This window comes from Ancylomarina euxina (assembly GCF_003863355.1).
Classification (GTDB): Bacteria; Bacteroidota; Bacteroidia; order Bacteroidales; family Marinifilaceae; genus Ancylomarina; species Ancylomarina euxinus.
In genome coordinates this window covers 208,581-226,623 of sequence record NZ_QQWG01000003.1, presented here as the reverse complement: position 1 = coordinate 226,623, position 18,043 = coordinate 208,581, and the positions used below count along the sequence as shown (strand labels likewise).

17 protein-coding genes are annotated in these 18,043 nt (G+C 34.8%); 10 read left to right on the top strand and 7 right to left on the bottom strand.

Going from position 1 to position 18,043, the window contains the following annotated elements:
- The first annotated feature begins 50 nt into the window (after positions 1-50).
- Both DWB61_RS04705 and DWB61_RS04700 read left to right on the top strand, forming a co-directional pair.
- Positions 51-1,226 carry an acetyl-CoA C-acyltransferase gene (locus DWB61_RS04705; RefSeq protein ID WP_156190177.1) on the top strand — a complete coding sequence of 392 codons (1,176 nt, stop codon included), beginning with the start codon at positions 51-53 and terminating at the stop codon, positions 1,224-1,226.
- 61 nt (positions 1,227-1,287) lie between these two features.
- Positions 1,288-3,072, top strand: a complete 1,785-nt coding sequence (locus tag DWB61_RS04700; protein ID WP_125029739.1) for an acyl-CoA dehydrogenase family protein — start codon at positions 1,288-1,290, stop codon at positions 3,070-3,072.
- A 71-nt stretch (positions 3,073-3,143) separates the two neighbouring features.
- Here DWB61_RS04700 and DWB61_RS04695 read toward each other — a convergent pair whose 3' ends face one another.
- Positions 3,144-3,515: a hypothetical protein gene (locus DWB61_RS04695; RefSeq protein WP_125029738.1), complete on the bottom strand. Its 372-nt coding sequence runs from the start codon at positions 3,513-3,515 to the stop codon at positions 3,144-3,146.
- Between the two features lie 247 nt (positions 3,516-3,762).
- On the opposite strand from DWB61_RS04695, the gene DWB61_RS04690 reads away from it, so the two are divergent.
- Both DWB61_RS04690 and DWB61_RS04685 read left to right on the top strand, forming a co-directional pair.
- Positions 3,763-4,320, top strand: coding sequence for an RNA polymerase sigma factor (locus DWB61_RS04690; RefSeq protein WP_125029737.1), 558 nt, complete (start codon positions 3,763-3,765; stop codon positions 4,318-4,320).
- 11 nt (positions 4,321-4,331) lie between these two features.
- Positions 4,332-4,721, top strand: coding sequence for a hypothetical protein (locus DWB61_RS04685; RefSeq protein ID WP_125029736.1), 390 nt, complete (start codon positions 4,332-4,334; stop codon positions 4,719-4,721).
- A 90-nt stretch (positions 4,722-4,811) separates the two neighbouring features.
- Here DWB61_RS04685 and DWB61_RS04680 read toward each other — a convergent pair whose 3' ends face one another.
- Positions 4,812-5,726 carry a glucosaminidase domain-containing protein gene (locus tag DWB61_RS04680; RefSeq protein WP_125029735.1) on the bottom strand — a complete coding sequence of 305 codons (915 nt, stop codon included), beginning with the start codon at positions 5,724-5,726 and terminating at the stop codon, positions 4,812-4,814.
- A gap of 254 nt (positions 5,727-5,980) precedes the next feature.
- Between DWB61_RS04680 and cdd the strand changes: the two genes are divergently transcribed.
- Positions 5,981-6,466, top strand: coding sequence for a cytidine deaminase (cdd, locus tag DWB61_RS04675; RefSeq protein WP_125029734.1), 486 nt, complete (start codon positions 5,981-5,983; stop codon positions 6,464-6,466).
- A 96-nt stretch (positions 6,467-6,562) separates the two neighbouring features.
- On the opposite strand, the gene DWB61_RS04670 is transcribed toward cdd, so the two are convergent.
- Together DWB61_RS04670 and panB are read right to left on the bottom strand one after the other, a co-directional pair.
- The gene (locus DWB61_RS04670) at positions 6,563-7,276 is read right to left on the bottom strand and encodes an RluA family pseudouridine synthase (protein WP_125029733.1); all 714 of its coding nucleotides are present in this window, start codon (positions 7,274-7,276) and stop codon (positions 6,563-6,565) included.
- Between the two features lie 39 nt (positions 7,277-7,315).
- Complete coding sequence (gene panB / locus DWB61_RS04665; RefSeq protein ID WP_125029732.1) at positions 7,316-8,134, bottom strand: 3-methyl-2-oxobutanoate hydroxymethyltransferase; 819 nt, start codon at positions 8,132-8,134, stop codon at positions 7,316-7,318.
- Between the two features lie 404 nt (positions 8,135-8,538).
- On the opposite strand from panB, the gene dnaK reads away from it, so the two are divergent.
- Complete coding sequence (dnaK, locus tag DWB61_RS04660) at positions 8,539-10,440, top strand: molecular chaperone DnaK (protein ID WP_125029731.1); 1,902 nt, start codon at positions 8,539-8,541, stop codon at positions 10,438-10,440.
- A 118-nt stretch (positions 10,441-10,558) separates the two neighbouring features.
- On the opposite strand, the gene DWB61_RS04655 is transcribed toward dnaK, so the two are convergent.
- The 3 genes from DWB61_RS04655 to DWB61_RS04645 form a co-directional block, all read right to left on the bottom strand.
- Positions 10,559-11,266 (bottom strand): ABC transporter ATP-binding protein, encoded by a 708-nt coding sequence (locus DWB61_RS04655; protein ID WP_125029730.1) that lies wholly within the window; start codon positions 11,264-11,266, stop codon positions 10,559-10,561.
- 4 nt (positions 11,267-11,270) lie between these two features.
- On the bottom strand, positions 11,271-12,743 hold the full coding sequence (locus tag DWB61_RS04650; RefSeq protein ID WP_125029729.1) for a DUF5687 family protein: 1,473 nt from the start codon (positions 12,741-12,743) through the stop codon (positions 11,271-11,273).
- A gap of 89 nt (positions 12,744-12,832) precedes the next feature.
- Positions 12,833-13,660, bottom strand: a complete 828-nt coding sequence (locus DWB61_RS04645) for a thioredoxin family protein (protein WP_125029728.1) — start codon at positions 13,658-13,660, stop codon at positions 12,833-12,835.
- A gap of 241 nt (positions 13,661-13,901) precedes the next feature.
- Here DWB61_RS04645 and DWB61_RS04640 point away from each other — a divergent pair, with 241 nt between their 5' ends.
- The 4 genes from DWB61_RS04640 to dacB all read left to right on the top strand — a co-directional run bounded on the left by DWB61_RS04640 (position 13,902) and on the right by dacB (position 17,886).
- The gene (locus DWB61_RS04640) at positions 13,902-14,705 is read left to right on the top strand and encodes a toxin-antitoxin system YwqK family antitoxin (RefSeq protein WP_125029727.1); all 804 of its coding nucleotides are present in this window, start codon (positions 13,902-13,904) and stop codon (positions 14,703-14,705) included.
- Positions 14,706-14,762: 57 nt separating this feature from the next.
- Positions 14,763-16,136, top strand: coding sequence for an exodeoxyribonuclease VII large subunit (gene xseA / locus DWB61_RS04635; RefSeq protein ID WP_125029726.1), 1,374 nt, complete (start codon positions 14,763-14,765; stop codon positions 16,134-16,136).
- A gap of 59 nt (positions 16,137-16,195) precedes the next feature.
- Positions 16,196-16,396 carry an exodeoxyribonuclease VII small subunit gene (xseB, locus tag DWB61_RS04630; protein WP_125029725.1) on the top strand — a complete coding sequence of 67 codons (201 nt, stop codon included), beginning with the start codon at positions 16,196-16,198 and terminating at the stop codon, positions 16,394-16,396.
- Positions 16,397-16,458: 62 nt separating this feature from the next.
- Positions 16,459-17,886 (top strand): D-alanyl-D-alanine carboxypeptidase/D-alanyl-D-alanine endopeptidase, encoded by a 1,428-nt coding sequence (gene dacB, locus DWB61_RS04625; protein ID WP_125029724.1) that lies wholly within the window; start codon positions 16,459-16,461, stop codon positions 17,884-17,886.
- Positions 17,887-18,043 lie beyond the last annotated feature (157 nt).

Sequence of the window (18,043 nt, the reverse complement as noted above, 5' to 3'; positions counted from 1 at the left end):
TCTAGAAGATAACATCCTATTTTATAGATCAACCTATAATACCAAATATTATGACCGCATATATAATAGCCGCAAAAAGAACAGCAGTAGGAAAAGCAAAAAAGGGCAAGCTACGTTTAATTCGCCCAGATGATTTAGCTGCAAGGGTTGTTCAAAATATCATGAATAGCTTTCCGATGATAGATAGCAAACAAATTGATGATGTTATCGTTGGGAATGCGATGCCAGAAGGTGAACAAGGCTTAAATATGGGCAGAATGATATCACTTCTAGGACTCAATACTGTCACTGTTCCAGGTATGACTGTGAATCGATATTGCTCCTCAGGTTTAGAATCTATAGCCATTGCGGCTTCTAAAATTGAGATGGGCTTAGCTGATTGTATTTTGGCTGGTGGTGCGGAGTCTATGTCAATGATACCCATGGGTGGATGGCGAGTGGTGCCAAATCTAAATATTGCTCAAAATAATCCGGATTGGTATTGGAATATGGGAATAACCGCTGAAGCTCTACATAAGAAATACAATATTTCTCGTGAACATCAGGACGAGTTCTCATATCACTCTCACAAAAAAGCAATTGAAGCCATTAGTAAAAATCGATTTGTTAACGAAATTGTTCCTATTACTCTTATTGAAAATTTTGTAAATGGGAACGATATATTAGAACATAAAGAACATATCATTTCTCAAGACGAAGGACCAAGAAAAGATACGACACTTGAAGGCTTGAGTAAACTAAGACCCGTGTTTGATTTAAAAGGGACTGTGACTGCAGGTAACTCTTCACAAACATCTGATGGGGCTGCCTTTGTTTTAGTTGTATCTGAAAAAATGCTAAAACAACTTAATGTAGAACCTCTAGCCCGTTTTGTTAATTATGCCGTTGCTGGTGTAGAGCCTAAACATATGGGAATTGGGCCTATAGAAGCAATTCCTCAGGTTTTGAAAAGATCAGGCATAAATATGAATCAGATTGAGCAGTTAGAATTAAATGAAGCATTTGCTGTACAAGCTTTAGCAGTAATGAGGGAACTCAATATCAATCCTGAGATAACCAACATTAATGGAGGGGCTATTGCTTTAGGTCATCCTCTTGGCTGTACAGGAACAAAACTAACTGTACAGCTAATTCATGAAATGAAAAAACAAAAGCAAAAATATGGTATGGTAAGTATGTGTGTTGGGTCAGGGCAAGGTGCAGCAGGAATATTCGAAGTGTTCTAAGGCATATCCAAAACTAAACAATTATAAAATATCAAGTAGTAAGAACTATAAATCCTCAGATATGACAACGAAAAAATATCCCAAAGGCGGTGAATTCTTGGTCAAAGAAACCAAACCCCAAGACATATTTATTCCTGAAGAATTTTCGGAAGAACAAATCATGATCAAGGAAACTTGCCGTGATTTCCTCGAAAAAGAAGTTGCTCCCTTACTCGATGAAATCGATAACAAGAAAGACGGTTTAATGGTTGAACTTTTGGGTAAAGCTGGTGAACTAGGTTTATTGGGAATAGCTATACCCGAAAAGTATGAAGGCTTTGGACAAGATATGAATACCTCTATGCTAAGTACCGAAATAATGGGAACTTATAGCTCATTTGCTGTAGCATTTGCAGCTCATGCAGGCATTAGCACGCTTCCAATTCTTTATTATGGAACAGAAACTCAAAAATCAAAATATTTACCCAAACTGGCAAGTGGAGAATACAAAGGGGCTTATTGTTTAACAGAACCAGGAGCTGGTTCTGATGCCAGTTCATGTAAATCTAAGGTCATACTTGATAAGGATAGTAAGCATTACATCCTAAATGGACAAAAAATGTGGATCACCAACGCAGGCTTTGCCGATGTCTTCACTGTTTTTGCAAAAATCGATGATGACAAAAACTTAAGTGCTTTTATAGTTGAAAAAACATTCAATGGTATCAGTTTAGGTCTGGAAGAACCGAAAATGGGAATAAAAGGATCATCAACTTGCATGATATTTTTTGAGGACTGCAAAATTCCAGTGGAAAACCTTCTTGGCGAAAGAGGTGATGGCTTCCGAATTGCACTAAATGTTTTGAATAATGGAAGACTAAAATTAGCTGCTGCTGTATTGGGAGCAGGAAAAAATGTGATCACCAACACCATTACATATGCTAACGAACGTGTTCAGTTCGGAAAGAGCATTTCTAACTTTGGAGCCATAAAAGCCAAGATGGGACAACAATGCATTCGCCTATTTGCTATTGAATCAGCAATTTATCGCTGCAGCAATGATATACACAACAACATAACTGAATTAATGGCTGCGGGAATGAGCAAAGAAGATGCCCTTATTCATGCTCAAAAAGAATTTGCTGCAGAATCTGCCATTTTGAAAGTCGCAAGCTCTGAAGCTTTAGACTATGTTGTAGACGAAGGTGTACAGATTTATGGTGGCATGGGTTATTCTTCTGAAGCTCCTATGGAAAGAGCTTATCGCGATTCACGTATCAACCGTATTTTTGAAGGAACAAACGAGATCAATCGCATGCTTGTTGTCGATTTCCTAATGAAAAAAGCTTTCAAAAACGAACTTCCACTTTTGGTAGCATCACAAGCTGTAGCTAAAGAACTCATGTCTATTCCTGATTTTGGTGAAATTGACGAGAGCTTATTCGTTAGAGAAAATAAACTTGTGGCAAACTTCAAAAAAGCAGCTCTTTTAGTTTCGGGTGCAGCAGCTCAAAAATTCATGCAGAAATTAGGCACAGAGCAAGAAATCCTTATGGGTATATCTGACATCATAGCGGATTGTTACTTATCTGATTCTGTTTTATTGAGAGTTGAGCGACTAATCGAACTAAAAGGTGAGGGAAATTGCAAGGAACAAATCGCCATGGCAGAAGTTTTTATTTACGATGCAGCCGATCGAATTCATAAAAATGCCAAAGATGCTCTTAACTCTTTTGCCGAAGGTGATGAGTTAAGAATGATGCTACTTGGTATCAAACGATTCACCAAACACTCTGGCTTAAACAGTAAAGATAAACGCCGTTTAATTGCTGATAAGTTGATTGAAGAAAACAAGCACTGCTTTTAACTAGTAGATATAACAAACCCTCTCAAATGTTATTTTTTGAGAGGGTTTATTTTGTCTTATAACAAAAAAGATTATTCTTTCATTTTTTTACTCATTATGAAATAATACGCTAAGAATCCGATAGAAACCGAAACAAAGAATATTCCATAAGGCATAGCACTTCTATATTCTTTAAACATTGGGTATTGCATACCTAAGACTTCCATTGCTATAAATCCTAAGCCTCCAAAGAAAGCAACCAATCCCCATTTCAAAGCAGGAAACTGATCGTACTTCACTTGTTTTTTAATTTCAACGTCTGTATTCTGATCCAAAATCTCAGCTCGATCAAGATGTCCCGTTTTGATTATCTTTCTCTTCAAAAAATGAGAAGACATAATTTTCACAAAGGTGATAATACTAAAGAAAATTACCACCAACATTAAAGTTTCACCGATATTCATATTTTCAAATTTTAAGTTTTTCAATGTGTTTGCCTATTAGACCTAACAAAGTTTTAAAATGTTGCAAAATATTTGATTTTTTTTTGAACATCCATATTATTAAACTTTTGGACTCTATCATTTATCCAATCTTCATCATTAAATAGCTAACTTTAGGACTGCTGAAAAAATATCCAAGAAATATTTTTAGAATTTATTCATTTTATTGCAACCTATTTAAACGAGTGCTTGTCTACTCAAGCAGAAGATGAAGGAAAAAGAACTGATACACCAAATATGTAATGGTAATCCACAGGCCTTTCGGTTTTTGGTGAAGCAATATGAGCGACTCGTATTTCACGTGGCTGCCCGTTTGTTGAACCGTCAAGAAGATTTGGAGGATGTCTGCCAAGAAGTATTTATAAAAGTGCATCAGAAATTACCAGAGTTTAGGGGAGATTCAAAGCTTTCAACTTGGATAGCAACAATTGCCTACAGAGTTGCAGTCAACCACATTAAGAAAAAGAAAGCTGAAACCGATATCGATGACTCAGAAAGAGAATTTTTGCACAACGACATGATAACATATGATCATCCTCAGAATATAATTGAGAAACAAGAACTGAAGGCATATGTGAGACAAATGGTTGACCGACTTCCCTCTCAATACAAGACCGTATTAAGTTTGTATCATCTGGAGGAGATGGGTTATAAAGAAATCGTTGAAATAACGGGCTTACCTGAAGGGACTGTAAAAAACTATATTTTTAGAGCTCGAAAATTATTAAAAGAATTGATTAAAAACAGCGAGTTAGTGGCGCTATAAACAGAACTAATATGGAAAAGAATCTAGATAAATATAGAGAAGACGAATTCAATTTAGAGGAATTGAATTTTATTGATCAAATGATGAAGGAAAGTCTAGAGGACGATTTTGAGATTTCTATTCCTACCGATTTTGCAGATCAAGTCACTGAACTTGTTGAAAAACGAAAATCGATTAGAGAAGCTTTATTGAAACATCTGATGATGTCTTTAGGCTTGTTTGTGATTCTAGCTTTTTCAGTTGCCTTCTTATTTTATTTCAGAACTGAGCAAGCTAATATCTTCCTTGAATTTGTATTGAAATTTAAATACCCTCTTGCATTTGGCTTAATCACCTTGACTGCCATTCAACTGGCCGATTCTCTACTTTTAAGTAGAACAAAAGAACAATTAGAAGAATAAATTCAAAATAGTCTGTAAAAAAAATGGGACAATCCTCTTAATTGGATTGTCCCATTTTATATTTTCCTAAACTTTATTTTTAAGATTAATTTATCTTTTTCGCAGATAAACTCGATCTCCTTCTGAAACTTCATCTCTCTTAGAGAAACCATTTAATTTTCTAATTCTCTTTAGTTTTACACAGTACTTCTGAGCAATATCGTATAAATTCTCGCCAGACTTAACCAAATGGAAATTATAACCACGTGCTGCCTTATTTCTCTTCTTATGAAAATATAGAATTTGATCGATTCCCAAGACATAATCCTTTGGAAGTTCATTATACTTTAACAATTTCGATCGACTAATCCCCATATTCTTCTCCAGATTATAAAAGGTATCCCCCTTAATAACCTTAACAAAATGCACCCCATTAGCAACCTCTAGTCTTAAATCTAAATCGCCAAGATTCTTTTCAAATGATGATTTCTCTGAACGTTTAGACTCATATTTCTTTGCATCACTATCAAAGAGATACAACTCCTCCTCCTCAATAATATCAATAAGCATATGCGCATACTTAGGATGAGTTGCATAACCTGCTTTCTTCAATCCCTTTGCCCAGCCCTTATAATCAGTTGGCTTCAGTTTAAATAAGAATTCATAACGTGAACGACTTGTCAGAAATTCTGAATGATCTTTATAAGATTGATAAGGATCTTTATATTTTCTAAAACATTCGTTCTTCTTATCATCATCAATTTCAATAGATGGCCCTGTCCAATCATGACATTTAATACCAAAATGATTATTAGCTTTTGCAGCCAAAGTAGAATTCCCATTACCCGACTCAAGCAGACCTTGAGCGAGAGTAATACTAGCTGGTATTCCTGTACGTTTCATTTCGGCAATAGCCAGTTCTTTATATTTGGCTATATAAATTTGTCTCGAATTCTTTTCTGCAAAAGCTAATGTCGAAAACAAACAACAAGTAATTAGTAGTAATAGTGATTTATATAATTTCATACACAACCATATTTTATGACAATAAAATTTTAGAGTATTCTTATAAGTTCAATTCGAAATTTTCGCCTTGTGAAAGGATTACCTCTCATGTTTTAATCCGGATTAAAATCCACCTTTACAAAATATTGATAATAATTCTATATCTTTATCGCCACTTCTAGTAAACAACCATAAAAATAGGAAATCAAAATACAATCCTACTATTCTCCGTTAATTTGTAATAAAAATTTATTTATCAGGAAATTTGTATGGTAATGAAGAAAACTCAACTAATTACAACTGTTCTAGAATACAATTCAATTGAAGAACTAGATTCTATCAATCAAGAATTGATTAATAAAGCCAAAGAAGCGACACAATCATCATATTCTCCTTATTCAAAATTTAGTGTAGGAGCAGCGATTCTACTTGGAAATGGTGTAATTATTCAAGGAAGTAATCAAGAAAATTCAGCCTATCCTTCCGGTTTATGTGCAGAAAGAGTTGCGATGTTTTATGCCAATTCGAAATACCCTAATATCCCTGTAAAAAGTATCGCTATTGCTTGTTATAATAATGGGCAATTTCTTGAAAGACCTATACCTCCATGTGGGAGCTGCCGCCAGGTTTTATTAGAAACCGAAGAGCGTCACAATACACCCATGCAGGTTTTCCTTTACGGACAAAAACAAATATTCGAGATAGAAAACATCAAGCAATTACTTCCTCTTTATTTCGAAAAAGATATGCTTGACGAATAAATATCGGCTTTAAATTCTAAAAAAAATGGCTAAATCCTCAAGCATATGCTGATGATTTAGCCATTTTGTTTTATCTAAGAGTCTTCTCTACTAAATTTATGATTTACCTATTACAAGATGATATAACTCTTTCCAAAGATTATCATTCTTAGGCATTGGTGCCTTAATTGTGATAGGCTCCTGCTTTATAGGATGAATGAAACTAATCTCACGAGCGTGTAGATCAATTCCTTTACCTTTATTTGCATGAAGGTAACCATACTTCAAATCACCTCGAATAGGGCAACCAATTTTTGCCAGTTGTCCACGAATTTGGTGATGACGTCCTGTGTGAAGTTTCACTTCTAATAAGAAATAATTTTGTGTTCGAGTCAAAAGCTTATATTCCAGAATTGCTTCTTTAGCTCCCTTTTTCTTCTTATCGAAAACATTACTCTTATTTTTTTCCTCGTTCTTCAACATATAGTGAGTCAACACTTCTTCTTCAAGTCTTGGGCATTTACTTACAATAGCCCAATAAATCTTGTTAATTTGCTCATCTTTCTGCTGAAACATCACATTTAGACGAGTTAGTGCCTTGCTTGTTTTAGCAAAAATGACAACCCCACTAACAGGTCTATCAAGTCGGTGAGGCAATCCTAAATAAACATCACCTGGCTTTTTATATTTTTCCTTAATATAAGCCTTTACTCTTTCGCTTAAAGGCTCATCCCCGGTTTTATCTCCCTGAACAATATCACCTCTTCGCTTATTTATAGCTATAATATGATTATCCTCATATAATACCTCTAATATCTTTTCTCTTGCCATCTATTTTTAATTGATAATTATTAATTAATAATTATGAATTTAGTATTGCTCTCTCTCGTTAGGGAAATCTTTTGATTTCACATCCCCGATATAATTCTCTACAGCACCTTTAATTTCTTCAAAAAGATTGTGATATCTTCTCAAAAAACGTGGAGAAAACTCTTGCGTTATTCCCAACATATCATGAGCCACAAGAACCTGTCCATCAACGCCTCCTCCTGCACCAATTCCTATAACTGGAATCGAAAGCGATTCAGCAACTTTGCTTGCCAAACTTGCTGGGATCTTCTCCAAAACAATTGCAAAACAACCTGCCTCTTCAAGAAGCTTAGCATCTTCTAATAACTTTTCAGCCTCCTCTTCTTCCTTTGCGCGAACAGCATAAGTTCCGAACTTATGAATAGACTGGGGTGTTAATCCTAAATGTCCCATAACTGGAATACCTGCAGAAAGAATACGATTTACCGATTCTAAAATCTCACGACCACCTTCCAACTTAACCGCATCTGCACTACACTCCTTCATTATACGAATAGAAGAACACAAAGCTTCTTTCGAATTACCTTGATAGGTGCCAAAAGGCAAATCGACCACAACCAATGCACGATTTACTGCACGAACCACAGAAGCACCATGATATATCATATGATCAAGTGTGATCGGAAGCGTTGTTTCATGACCAGCCATTACATTTGAAGCTGAATCACCAACTAGAATCACATCCACACCTGCCTTATCAACAATACTAGCCATTGAAAAATCGTAAGAAGTTAACATCGCGATTTTTTCTCCCTTCAATTTCATTTCTGAAAGGATATGAGTGGTTACTCGTTTGATTGACTCTTTATGAATAGACATCTTTACTTATTGCTAATTTTTTTTTTTAATAGTTCAATCTGCAAAGCTACTTAAGTATTGCAAATTTATTCCGCAAAGTTAGAAAAAGATTGAAATAAGTTGAAACAGATAGAGATAAATAGACCTAGCGAATATATTGAATCAATAAAGTTTAAAACATCTATTCAATATATACCTGCAATATACATCTGCTAACCCGTGTTATTTTTTCATGATAGACATCTAAACTCTGTCTTTTTGGCAGCAGTTTTGGCAGATGAATACTTATTTTTGGCAATCTCAATGCCAAATATGTATTGCTTTTGACAAAATATAACTTGGCACAGCCTTTGATTAAACCCAATCGAGCACGAAAACATAGCTCAAAACAAAATCGAATATTAAAAACCTAAATAAATAGTAAAATGGGTAAGATTATTGGAATCGACTTAGGAACAACAAACTCTTGTGTTTCTGTAATGGAAGGAAATGAACCAGTTGTAATTCCTAACAGCGAAGGAAAAAGAACCACACCATCGATTGTGGCTTTTATTGAAAATGGAGAAAGAAAAGTTGGAGATCCTGCAAAACGTCAGGCAATTACTAACCCTACTAAAACAATTTCCTCTATCAAGCGTTTCATGGGTGAAACTCACGATAAAGTAACTAAGGAAATTGGACGTGTACCTTATAAAGTAGTAAAAGGCGATAACAACACACCTCGTGTTTTAATCGACGATAGAAAATATTCTCCACAGGAAATTTCAGCTATGGTTCTTCAGAAAATGAAGAAAACTGCTGAAGATTACCTTGGACAAGAAGTAACAGAAGCGGTTATTACTGTTCCTGCTTATTTTAACGACGCTCAGCGTCAAGCAACAAAAGAAGCTGGTGAAATTGCAGGTTTAGCTGTAAAAAGAATCATCAACGAGCCTACTGCTGCTGCTTTGGCTTATGGTCTTGACAAGAAGGATAAAGACATGCAAATTGCAGTTTTTGACCTTGGTGGTGGTACTTTCGATATCTCAATTCTTGAATTGGGTGACGGTGTATTCGAAGTAAAATCAACTAATGGTGATACTCACCTGGGTGGTGACGATTTCGACCAAATCATTATTGACTGGTTGGCTGAGGAATTCTTAAAAGACGAAAATCTTGACTTACGTAAAGATGCTATGGCTCTTCAGCGTTTGAAAGAAGCTGCTGAGAAAGCTAAAGTTGAACTTTCTAGCTCTACTAGTACTGAAATCAACTTGCCATATATCATGCCAGTTGACGGTATGCCTAAGCATTTGGTTCGTACATTATCACGTGCTCAATTCGAGCAATTGTCTGATAAATTGATTCAAGCTGTACTTGCTCCTTGTAAATTAGCTTTAAAAGATGCTGGAATTTCAACATCTGAAATTGACGAAGTTATTTTAGTTGGAGGTTCAACTCGTATTCCTGCAATTCAAGAATTAGTTGAAAAATTCTTCGGAAAGACACCTTCTAAAGGCGTTAATCCTGACGAAGTTGTAGCTGTAGGTGCTGCTATTCAAGGTGGTGTATTGACTGGAGAAGTAACTGATGTTCTTCTTTTAGATGTAACTCCACTTTCAATGGGTATTGAAACTATGGGTTCTGTGATGACTAAATTAATTGAAGCCAACACAACTATTCCTACTAAGAAGACTGAGACTTTTACTACTGCTGCTGACAATCAGCCTGAAGTTGAGATTCATATTCTACAAGGTGAGCGTCCAATGGCTGCTGGAAACAAAACAATTGGTCGTTTCAAATTAGACAGTATTCCTCCTGCACAACGTGGTGTTCCACAAATCGAGGTAACTTTCGATATCGATGCCAACGGTATTCTACACGTATCGGCTAAAGATAAAGGAACTGGAAAAGAGCAATCGATTCGTATCGAAGCATCTTCTGGACTATCTGAAGAGGAAATCACTCGCATGAGACAGGAAGCTAAGGAAAATGAAGCTGCTGATAATGAAGCTAAGGAAAAAGTGGATACTTTAAACAAAGCTGACAGTACTATCTTCCAAACTGAAAAGCAATTAGCTGAGATTGGTGACAAATTGCCTGCTGACAAGAAACAACCTATCGAGGATGCTCTTAATAAGTTGAAAGAAGCACACAAAGCTCAGGATTTAGCAGGAATCAATACTTCTATTGAAGAATTGAATACAGTATTCCAAGCGGCTTCTCAGGATATCTACAATGCTCAAGAGCAAGCTGGACAGCCAGGACCTGATGCAGGTGCTCAAGCTGGACAACAAGCTAAAGCTAATGATGAGGTAACTGATGTTGACTTCGAAGAAGTGAAATAAGTGATGAATTAGAAATGATGATTTAGTATTGAATCACATGACTGATATATAATAGAAACGCCAACCGATTGATTTCGGTTGGCGTTTTTCATATGCTCACTTTTACTTACAAAGAAATTTACGAGTATACTTCTGAGCTAAAATAGGTTTCAAGTTCTCCTAGAGTATCCTCAGATGTTTTGATATCATTGATCATCTTCCCTTTTTCAAGAACAACGATTCTTTCGCAGACCTCTGTGACATGATTCAAATCGTGAGAAGAAATCAGCATACAAACATTTTTCTCCTTTTGTATTTTTTTTAATAATTGCTTTAATCGAATCTGTGATGATGGATCCAGGTTTGCAAAAGGCTCATCGAGAACTAACACTTCAGGTTGACTCATGATAGCCGCAAAAATTCCTATTTTCTTTTGATTACCTTTTGAAAAATCGCGAATATACTTCTTCTGATTTAAGATTTCACCTCCAAAAAAATCAGAAAACAGATTTATTAAAGCATCCAATTCTGATTTAGAGACCGAATTGATTTTAGCTATAAAATTGAAATACTCTTCAGTGCTTAAGAAATCAACCAAAAAACCTTCATCTAAGAAACTACCTGTATAGGTTTTCCAGTCGCTAGTTCTTTTCACATCAATATTCTTAGATTGAACCCAGCCTGTATCAGCCTTAATTAAATCCAAAACAAGTCTGAATAAGGTTGTTTTTCCTGCACCATTATTACCGACCAAACCAAAACTTTCACCTTGGTTAACTTTAAGCTCTTCAATATCTAATACGAGAGCTCCATTATATGATTTTTTAAGATTCTCTATTTTTATCATCACCTTAAGATTTAATTCTGAAGCCTTCGGCCATTTTATATTTTTTATAAATAAATCGTTTTGTAACAGCTATAAGTAATTTCTCATGGAAAATTATACCTAATAAGCCAATTGTTCCAATAAATGCTAGCCCCAAAGTTGAATAGCCCATTATTCCGAATGGCGCATATAAAATAAGAGGTAACAACATAAGTGGAATCATTAAAAAGAAATGTTGCGAACTAACTCCCTGATAATTAAAGGCAGCACCTCTCGACACATCCATATATTTGTTATTATTACAAGCAAAGTACAACAGAAAAAAGGTATTAGCCCCAATATTAAAAATCAGGGCAACCGTATTTACCAACAAAATAGTAAAACCGAAATAAGTATAGGGTAACACCAAAAAGTACATTATTAATGATGATAAAACCATCAGATGATACTTACTCCTTAAATAATTCAAATAGCTCGAATTAGATGTTAAAATCAAATCGAAATGCGCACTTTCCCAAGAAAATAAATACAGTCCATAGTTCATCATAAAACTTCCCGTCATAAAAACACCAATTACAAATATCATAGCAATTTCTTCTAACATATCTGGCTTTGGATAAATCATCAAACCATATAGAGCAAACAAAGGGGATATCATCAACAGAGTACGGGAACGCTTGTTACGAACAATCATTTTCATCTCAAGCATCATAAACTCCCCAATTTTACCAAAGCGTTCAAAATAGGTAAGCTTACTCAACGAACCTTTGGCAGAAGCTGTTCCTTTAGAGAATTCCTCCAATGAAAAATTTCCAAACAGTAAGCGATAATTTAAAAAGTAAGCTCCCAAAAACATCGCAGCAGGCACAAGCAATAAAACGGGTTGCTCTATCATCGACTGAAAAATAGAAGCAGAATAGGATTTAATATCAATCAGATTAAAATGATCAACGAATCCAAATAGAACAATTGATAGAAGAAAGATGTAGAATACAATTTCATATTTGATCTGTACACGCTTGATATATATCGCCAAGTAATTTACAAACAGATCACAAATTATAATTGAAGCCAAAATCAATAAAACCTGTCCAGAAGTAAGATAAGCAGATAGTGGGATCAAAATGGGTACTATTATAATTATTGGAATAATATTTAGAATATTATACAAAGGCTTAGTTAAGATAAAATTAACCAAACGTGATTTTTTGATTGGCAATAGAAGATAAGGCATGGCTGCCATTGTTGGTAATTTTTGCATTAATGATCGCAAAATCAACATGGCCGCAAAAAAGTAAATGAAATAACTTAGTAATTCATTTAAGGGATCCCCTCCTTGTTTTGCCAAAGCCGTACCGACAAAAAATGCAAAACCCAAAAGCTCAAGTGAGATGATAAAGAAAATAAAACCCATAAGAAGTTTTATACCTATACTCTTTCCATATATAGGAGACCGCATTGCAGCCTTGTGCTGATGACTAATTAAATTAAAATTCATTTATTTAAAATTAAATTTCGAATATCTTTCATTTCCTTAAATTATAAGTCCCATTTTACAAATGGAAAACTCACTACAACATGCTTTTATTAGTTTAATAAACTTCGTTCTTCTTTTAGAAAATCGTAATAAGGTAGTTCCTCCGATTTAACTTTATCGTAATACTCCTGAGCAGATTTCTTATCCTCCAATGCTAAATACGTTTTAACCAAGACCACATTCTTCAACAAGAGATTATTCTTATCTTCAGGCTTAATGCCATTTAGAATTTTCAATCTCTTTTTAGGATTCTTATTCATACAGCTTAAAATATTCACTCGCTCTAAAAAGATCCCATCTTCATTCTTCTTTAATTCCTTTTCAGCTTTTCTGAAAAATAAATTACTTTGGTTTTTAAGCGGAATTCGAGCATCTCTATTTAAATCTAAAAATGCTTCTTGATACCTCATAGCCAATGTCACAAAACTTTCAATATCATTATCCTCATCCTTTATTTCTTTTTTCACATCATAAATTTGAGAAACATCAAAACAAAATGATTCCAAAACAGAATTCATTCTAGATGTACTTTGATAGCCTGTATAATCGTTCATTTGAGTATTCCAAGCATCTGTAACAAAAATCTTAGGAATTGCTTTAACCATAAAGTTCGGGTTTGAAAAGCCAGAACTTAAATCAATTTTTACAAAAATGAAACTATCGGCATAATGAGTGATTTTCTCGTTAGACCATACCTCATCATCCATTTTAACACAAGGCCCACACCAGGTAGCCCAACAGTCTACAACAATCAATTTGTTTTGTTCTTTGGCGACTTCCTTAGCAACTTCATATGAGTCTAACCAATGTATTTGTGAACTCGCTTGTAAAGCAAAAAACAATAAAAAAAAACTAAGACTAACTTTTATTAATTTCATAACTGATATAATTTATAAATACACACCCTTACTTTCTGAAGAGCACAAACTTGAATTAATTAGCAATTAATGATTATATTAAATCAAGCACTAACATAAAGAATATTTATTGATTAATAAAATGGATGTTGTTGATTTTTTATAATGAAACAAAAAACAGACTCATAAATTCTTAGTATTTTTGGATAAGTGTCCCAAAAAAGTCATAAAACTCATTGCCAATTCCTTAAAAACTATATTCATGAAAAAAAATTTCTTCTTTGTTTTACTTTGCATATTTACCTTAACAACATTTGCTCAAAACATCAATAAAAAAGACGAGCAAGGACGTAAACAAGGTTACTGGGAAAACATAACTCCATTAGGGGAAAAGGTTTTTGCAGGAAATTTTAAAGATGGCTATCCTGAAGGGGAAATGAAACGCTTTCACAAGAATGGTGCAATTAAAGCCCGTCTGTTTTTTTCAAACAAGGGCAAAAAAGCCAAATCTCAGCTCTACAATTCTTACGAGCAATTGTCTGCTAGTGGTAATTACATCGATAAGAAAAAAGATTCTCTTTGGAAATACTTTGATAAGAATGAGCAAATCCGAATTGAAGAGTTCTTTGTAAATGGGAAAAAGGATGGCTTAAGTACATATTATTACCCTGACCAAATAACATACGAAACCTATGAATATAAAAATGGACTTAAGCATGGACAGTGGGTACGATATGATAAAGATGGAAAGAAAAACATAAGTGCCCACTACTCGAATGGAAAATTGGATGCCTATTTTACAACTTACTATAACAATGGGATTACTAAAATAGACGGCCTATACAAGAACGGCAAGCGACATGGCAAATGGATATTTTATACGCTAAAGGGGGAAATTGACAAGACGATAACTTACGAAATGGGTGTTGCAGATAATCAGGATGAGTTAGATGCCAATCAGAAACAAGAGTTGGATGCTTTGGAAGCAAACAAAAACAAGGATATCGATCCGGAACATTATATTGAGAACCCAACGGAATATTTAATGATACAAAGAAGAAAATAGCTATTTTGTAAAATATAACCGAAAACCTAGAATCAATTTACCTTTAAAATCAAATCTGTGAAAGGCATATCCTTATATCAACTAAACAATCAAATCAAATCGCATTTATCCGATGCCTTTTCGGATGAGATATGGGTAGTTGCTGAAATATCAGAACTGAGGCAAACTCAAACAGGACATTGTTATCTGGAGTTAATCGAAAAAGACGAAAATACAGATCAAATTACCGCCAAAGCTAGAGCCACTATCTGGGCCTATGCTTTTAGAATGCTAAATCCATATTTTAAAACCAGCACCGGACAAACCCTTACTTCTGGCATTAAAGTTTTAATTAAAGTTAGTATTGAATTTCAAGAAATATACGGCTATAGCCTCAATATAAAAGACATTGATCCGACTTACACTTTGGGCGATATGGCTCGAAGGAAAAAAGAGGTGATTGATAGATTGAAACAAGAAGGTGTTTTCGATATGAATCGGGATCTTCTTTTTCCAGAAATTCCTAAAACGATTGCTCTTATTTCATCGCCAACAGCTGCGGGTTATGAAGATTTTGTGGACCAGCTTGAGAATAACGCCCAAGGCTATCAATTTCATCACAAACTGTTTCCTGCTATTATGCAGGGGAATCAGGCTGAAGCTTCAATCATAGCAACGCTCGAAAAGATATACGCTTACGAAGACATTTTCGATGTAGTGGTGATTATTCGTGGTGGTGGATCTACATCTGATCTGAATTGTTTCGACAATTATGATTTGGCTCAAAACATCGCACAATTTCCCTTACCCGTTATCTCTGGAATTGGTCATGAACGCGATGAGAGTGTTGTAGATATGGTTGCCAATGTAAAAGTAAAAACACCAACTGCTGCTGCCGAATTCTTAATCGATTGTTTCGATGAATGTGAATCCTATCACGAAGGGTTACAGGAAAATTTCTTAGCTGGTGTCCAAGATATTCTAATGGAATCGTCTGATCGACTACAGCAGCTTTCTCAAAAATTCACACCACTGGTTCATCAAATTCTTGCGAGTAAGAACAACCAATTGGATATGCTCAGACAAAGCATTATTTCTTCTGGTAAAAGTCTTTTGCGTAACTCAAAACATCAACTACAATCCTTCTCATTCGATTTAAAGTTGAGTATCAAGCACCAGCTAGATATGGAGCAAATGAGGCTTAATCAGTTTATTTTAAAACAAAAAAACGTTAGTCGACGATTCTTTAATAAACACAAGCATCAACTTGAACTTTTCGAACAGAGTGCAAAATATGCAGATCCTGAAAATATTTTGAAAAAGGGCTATACCTTAACACTTAGCAATGGGAAGATAATAAAAGATATCAGCCAACTTAAAGAAGACGATATCATAGAAACCAAATTTGCAAAAGGAAGTATTGAGAGTCAAATTAAACAGATAAAAAAATAAAACTATATCTCAATTTTTAATCATCAATCTAGATTCCGAAATCATAAATAATTAATACCATGCCTAAAAAGAAAACAAACTACCGCGAAGCCCTAAGTGAAATTGAAGAAACGATTCAGGCAATCGAAAACGAAGAATTAGATGTGGATCAACTTTCAGATAAAGTGAAACGTGTGTCAGAGCTTCTGAAAATCTGTAAAGAAAAACTACACAATACCGAAAAAGAAGTTGAGAACATTCTAAATGAAATGGAAGAGTAAATAATTACGGATTATGAATTAAGAATTGACGCATACCAACCAAAAGATTTACTCACATCATAATGACACGATTTACTCTAAATTTAAGTTTCATCGGATACCTTTTATTAGTTTGTTTCACAGCATCTGCTCAAAAACAAAGCGATCAAAAAATCGTTGATCGTTTTGTGGAGCAAGCGCATTTTAAATCTGCTAGTATTGGAATTGAGATTCGGGATCTGAAAACGGGTGAATTTCTTGCTGAAAGTGACTCTGAGAAAAGTTTAACACCTGCTTCCACTCAAAAGCTTGTAACCACGGCTACAGCTCTCGAAATTTTAGGTGCTGATTTTCAATTTAGAACGGATGTTTTTATTACGGGTAGAATTGATAAAGACGGTGTATTAATGGGCAACCTCGTTATCAAAGGCTATGGGGATCCTACTTTGGCCTCTAAATATTTCCCTCAGAACAACCGCTTTATATCCTCAATATATAAGGAGCTTAAAAACAACGGGATTTCTCAGATTAATGGTAAGCTTATAATTGATAATAGCTACTTCAAAAGCTCAATTCCACGAACATGGATTTGGGAAGATATTGGCAACTATTATGGGGCAGTACCTCATGCTCTAAGCTATAGGGACAATACTTACACCCTGCATTTTGAATCAAAAGAAGCTGGTACACTTACAGAGATAAAAAAGATTGATAGTAAGCAAAATGGAATAAGTTTTTCCAATGAGGTATTGAGTTCTACTATCAATAAAGACAGAGCTTACATTTTTGGGGGAACAGCAAGTGAACACAGACTTATTGAAGGAACTATTCCTCAAAACCGATCTGACTTTAAAGTTAAAGGTGCCAGCTCTAAACCTGAAATTGTACTGCTTTCAGATTTAAGAAATGTTCTTTATGCAGGAGGAATCCAAATAAAAGAACAAAGTTTTAAGACTAAAACACAAAAGACACTAGTCCAATTTAATTCACCACCTTTATCTGAAATCGTAGCAATAACCAATCAAAAAAGTATCAACCTATTTGCTGATCATCTCCTATTTCAGATTGGAATGAGCAAAAAAAATGAAGCTAGCTGGCTATCAGGTTTAGAGGCTGTAAAAGAATTTTGGCAATCAAAGGGGATCGACTCCACAAGCTTATTTCTATTCGATGGAAGTGGTTTATCACACTTTAACGCTATATCTGCAAAGGCACTGAATCAAATATTGACTCTGATGAATAAGAGTGAAAATGCTGAGATATTTTTTAATTCACTACCCATAGCAGGTAAAAATGGGACTCTAAAAAGCTTTGGTCAACAGAGCGATTTAGCTGGGAATTTTAAAGCGAAAACAGGAAGCATGACAGGTGTTCGTTCCTATTCTGGTTTGCTCACAAAAAAAAATGGACAGCAAATCGCCATTAGCCTCATCATCAATAATTATTCTTGTAGTACAAAACTCTTAAATGAGAGCTTGGAATCACTGCTTATTGAGCTTTCTCAGCACTAATTTTGTAAGCTGTAATATGCCTGCTTCGTATTACAATCTAGTAACACTCCCTTTCAACTAGCATCTCAAAGCTTGAGAGAATAACCAAACGGTTGCAGCACAGAGGGAGCTACTTACATTCCCTATCACCCTTTTGCTTTATATTACCTAAACTTTA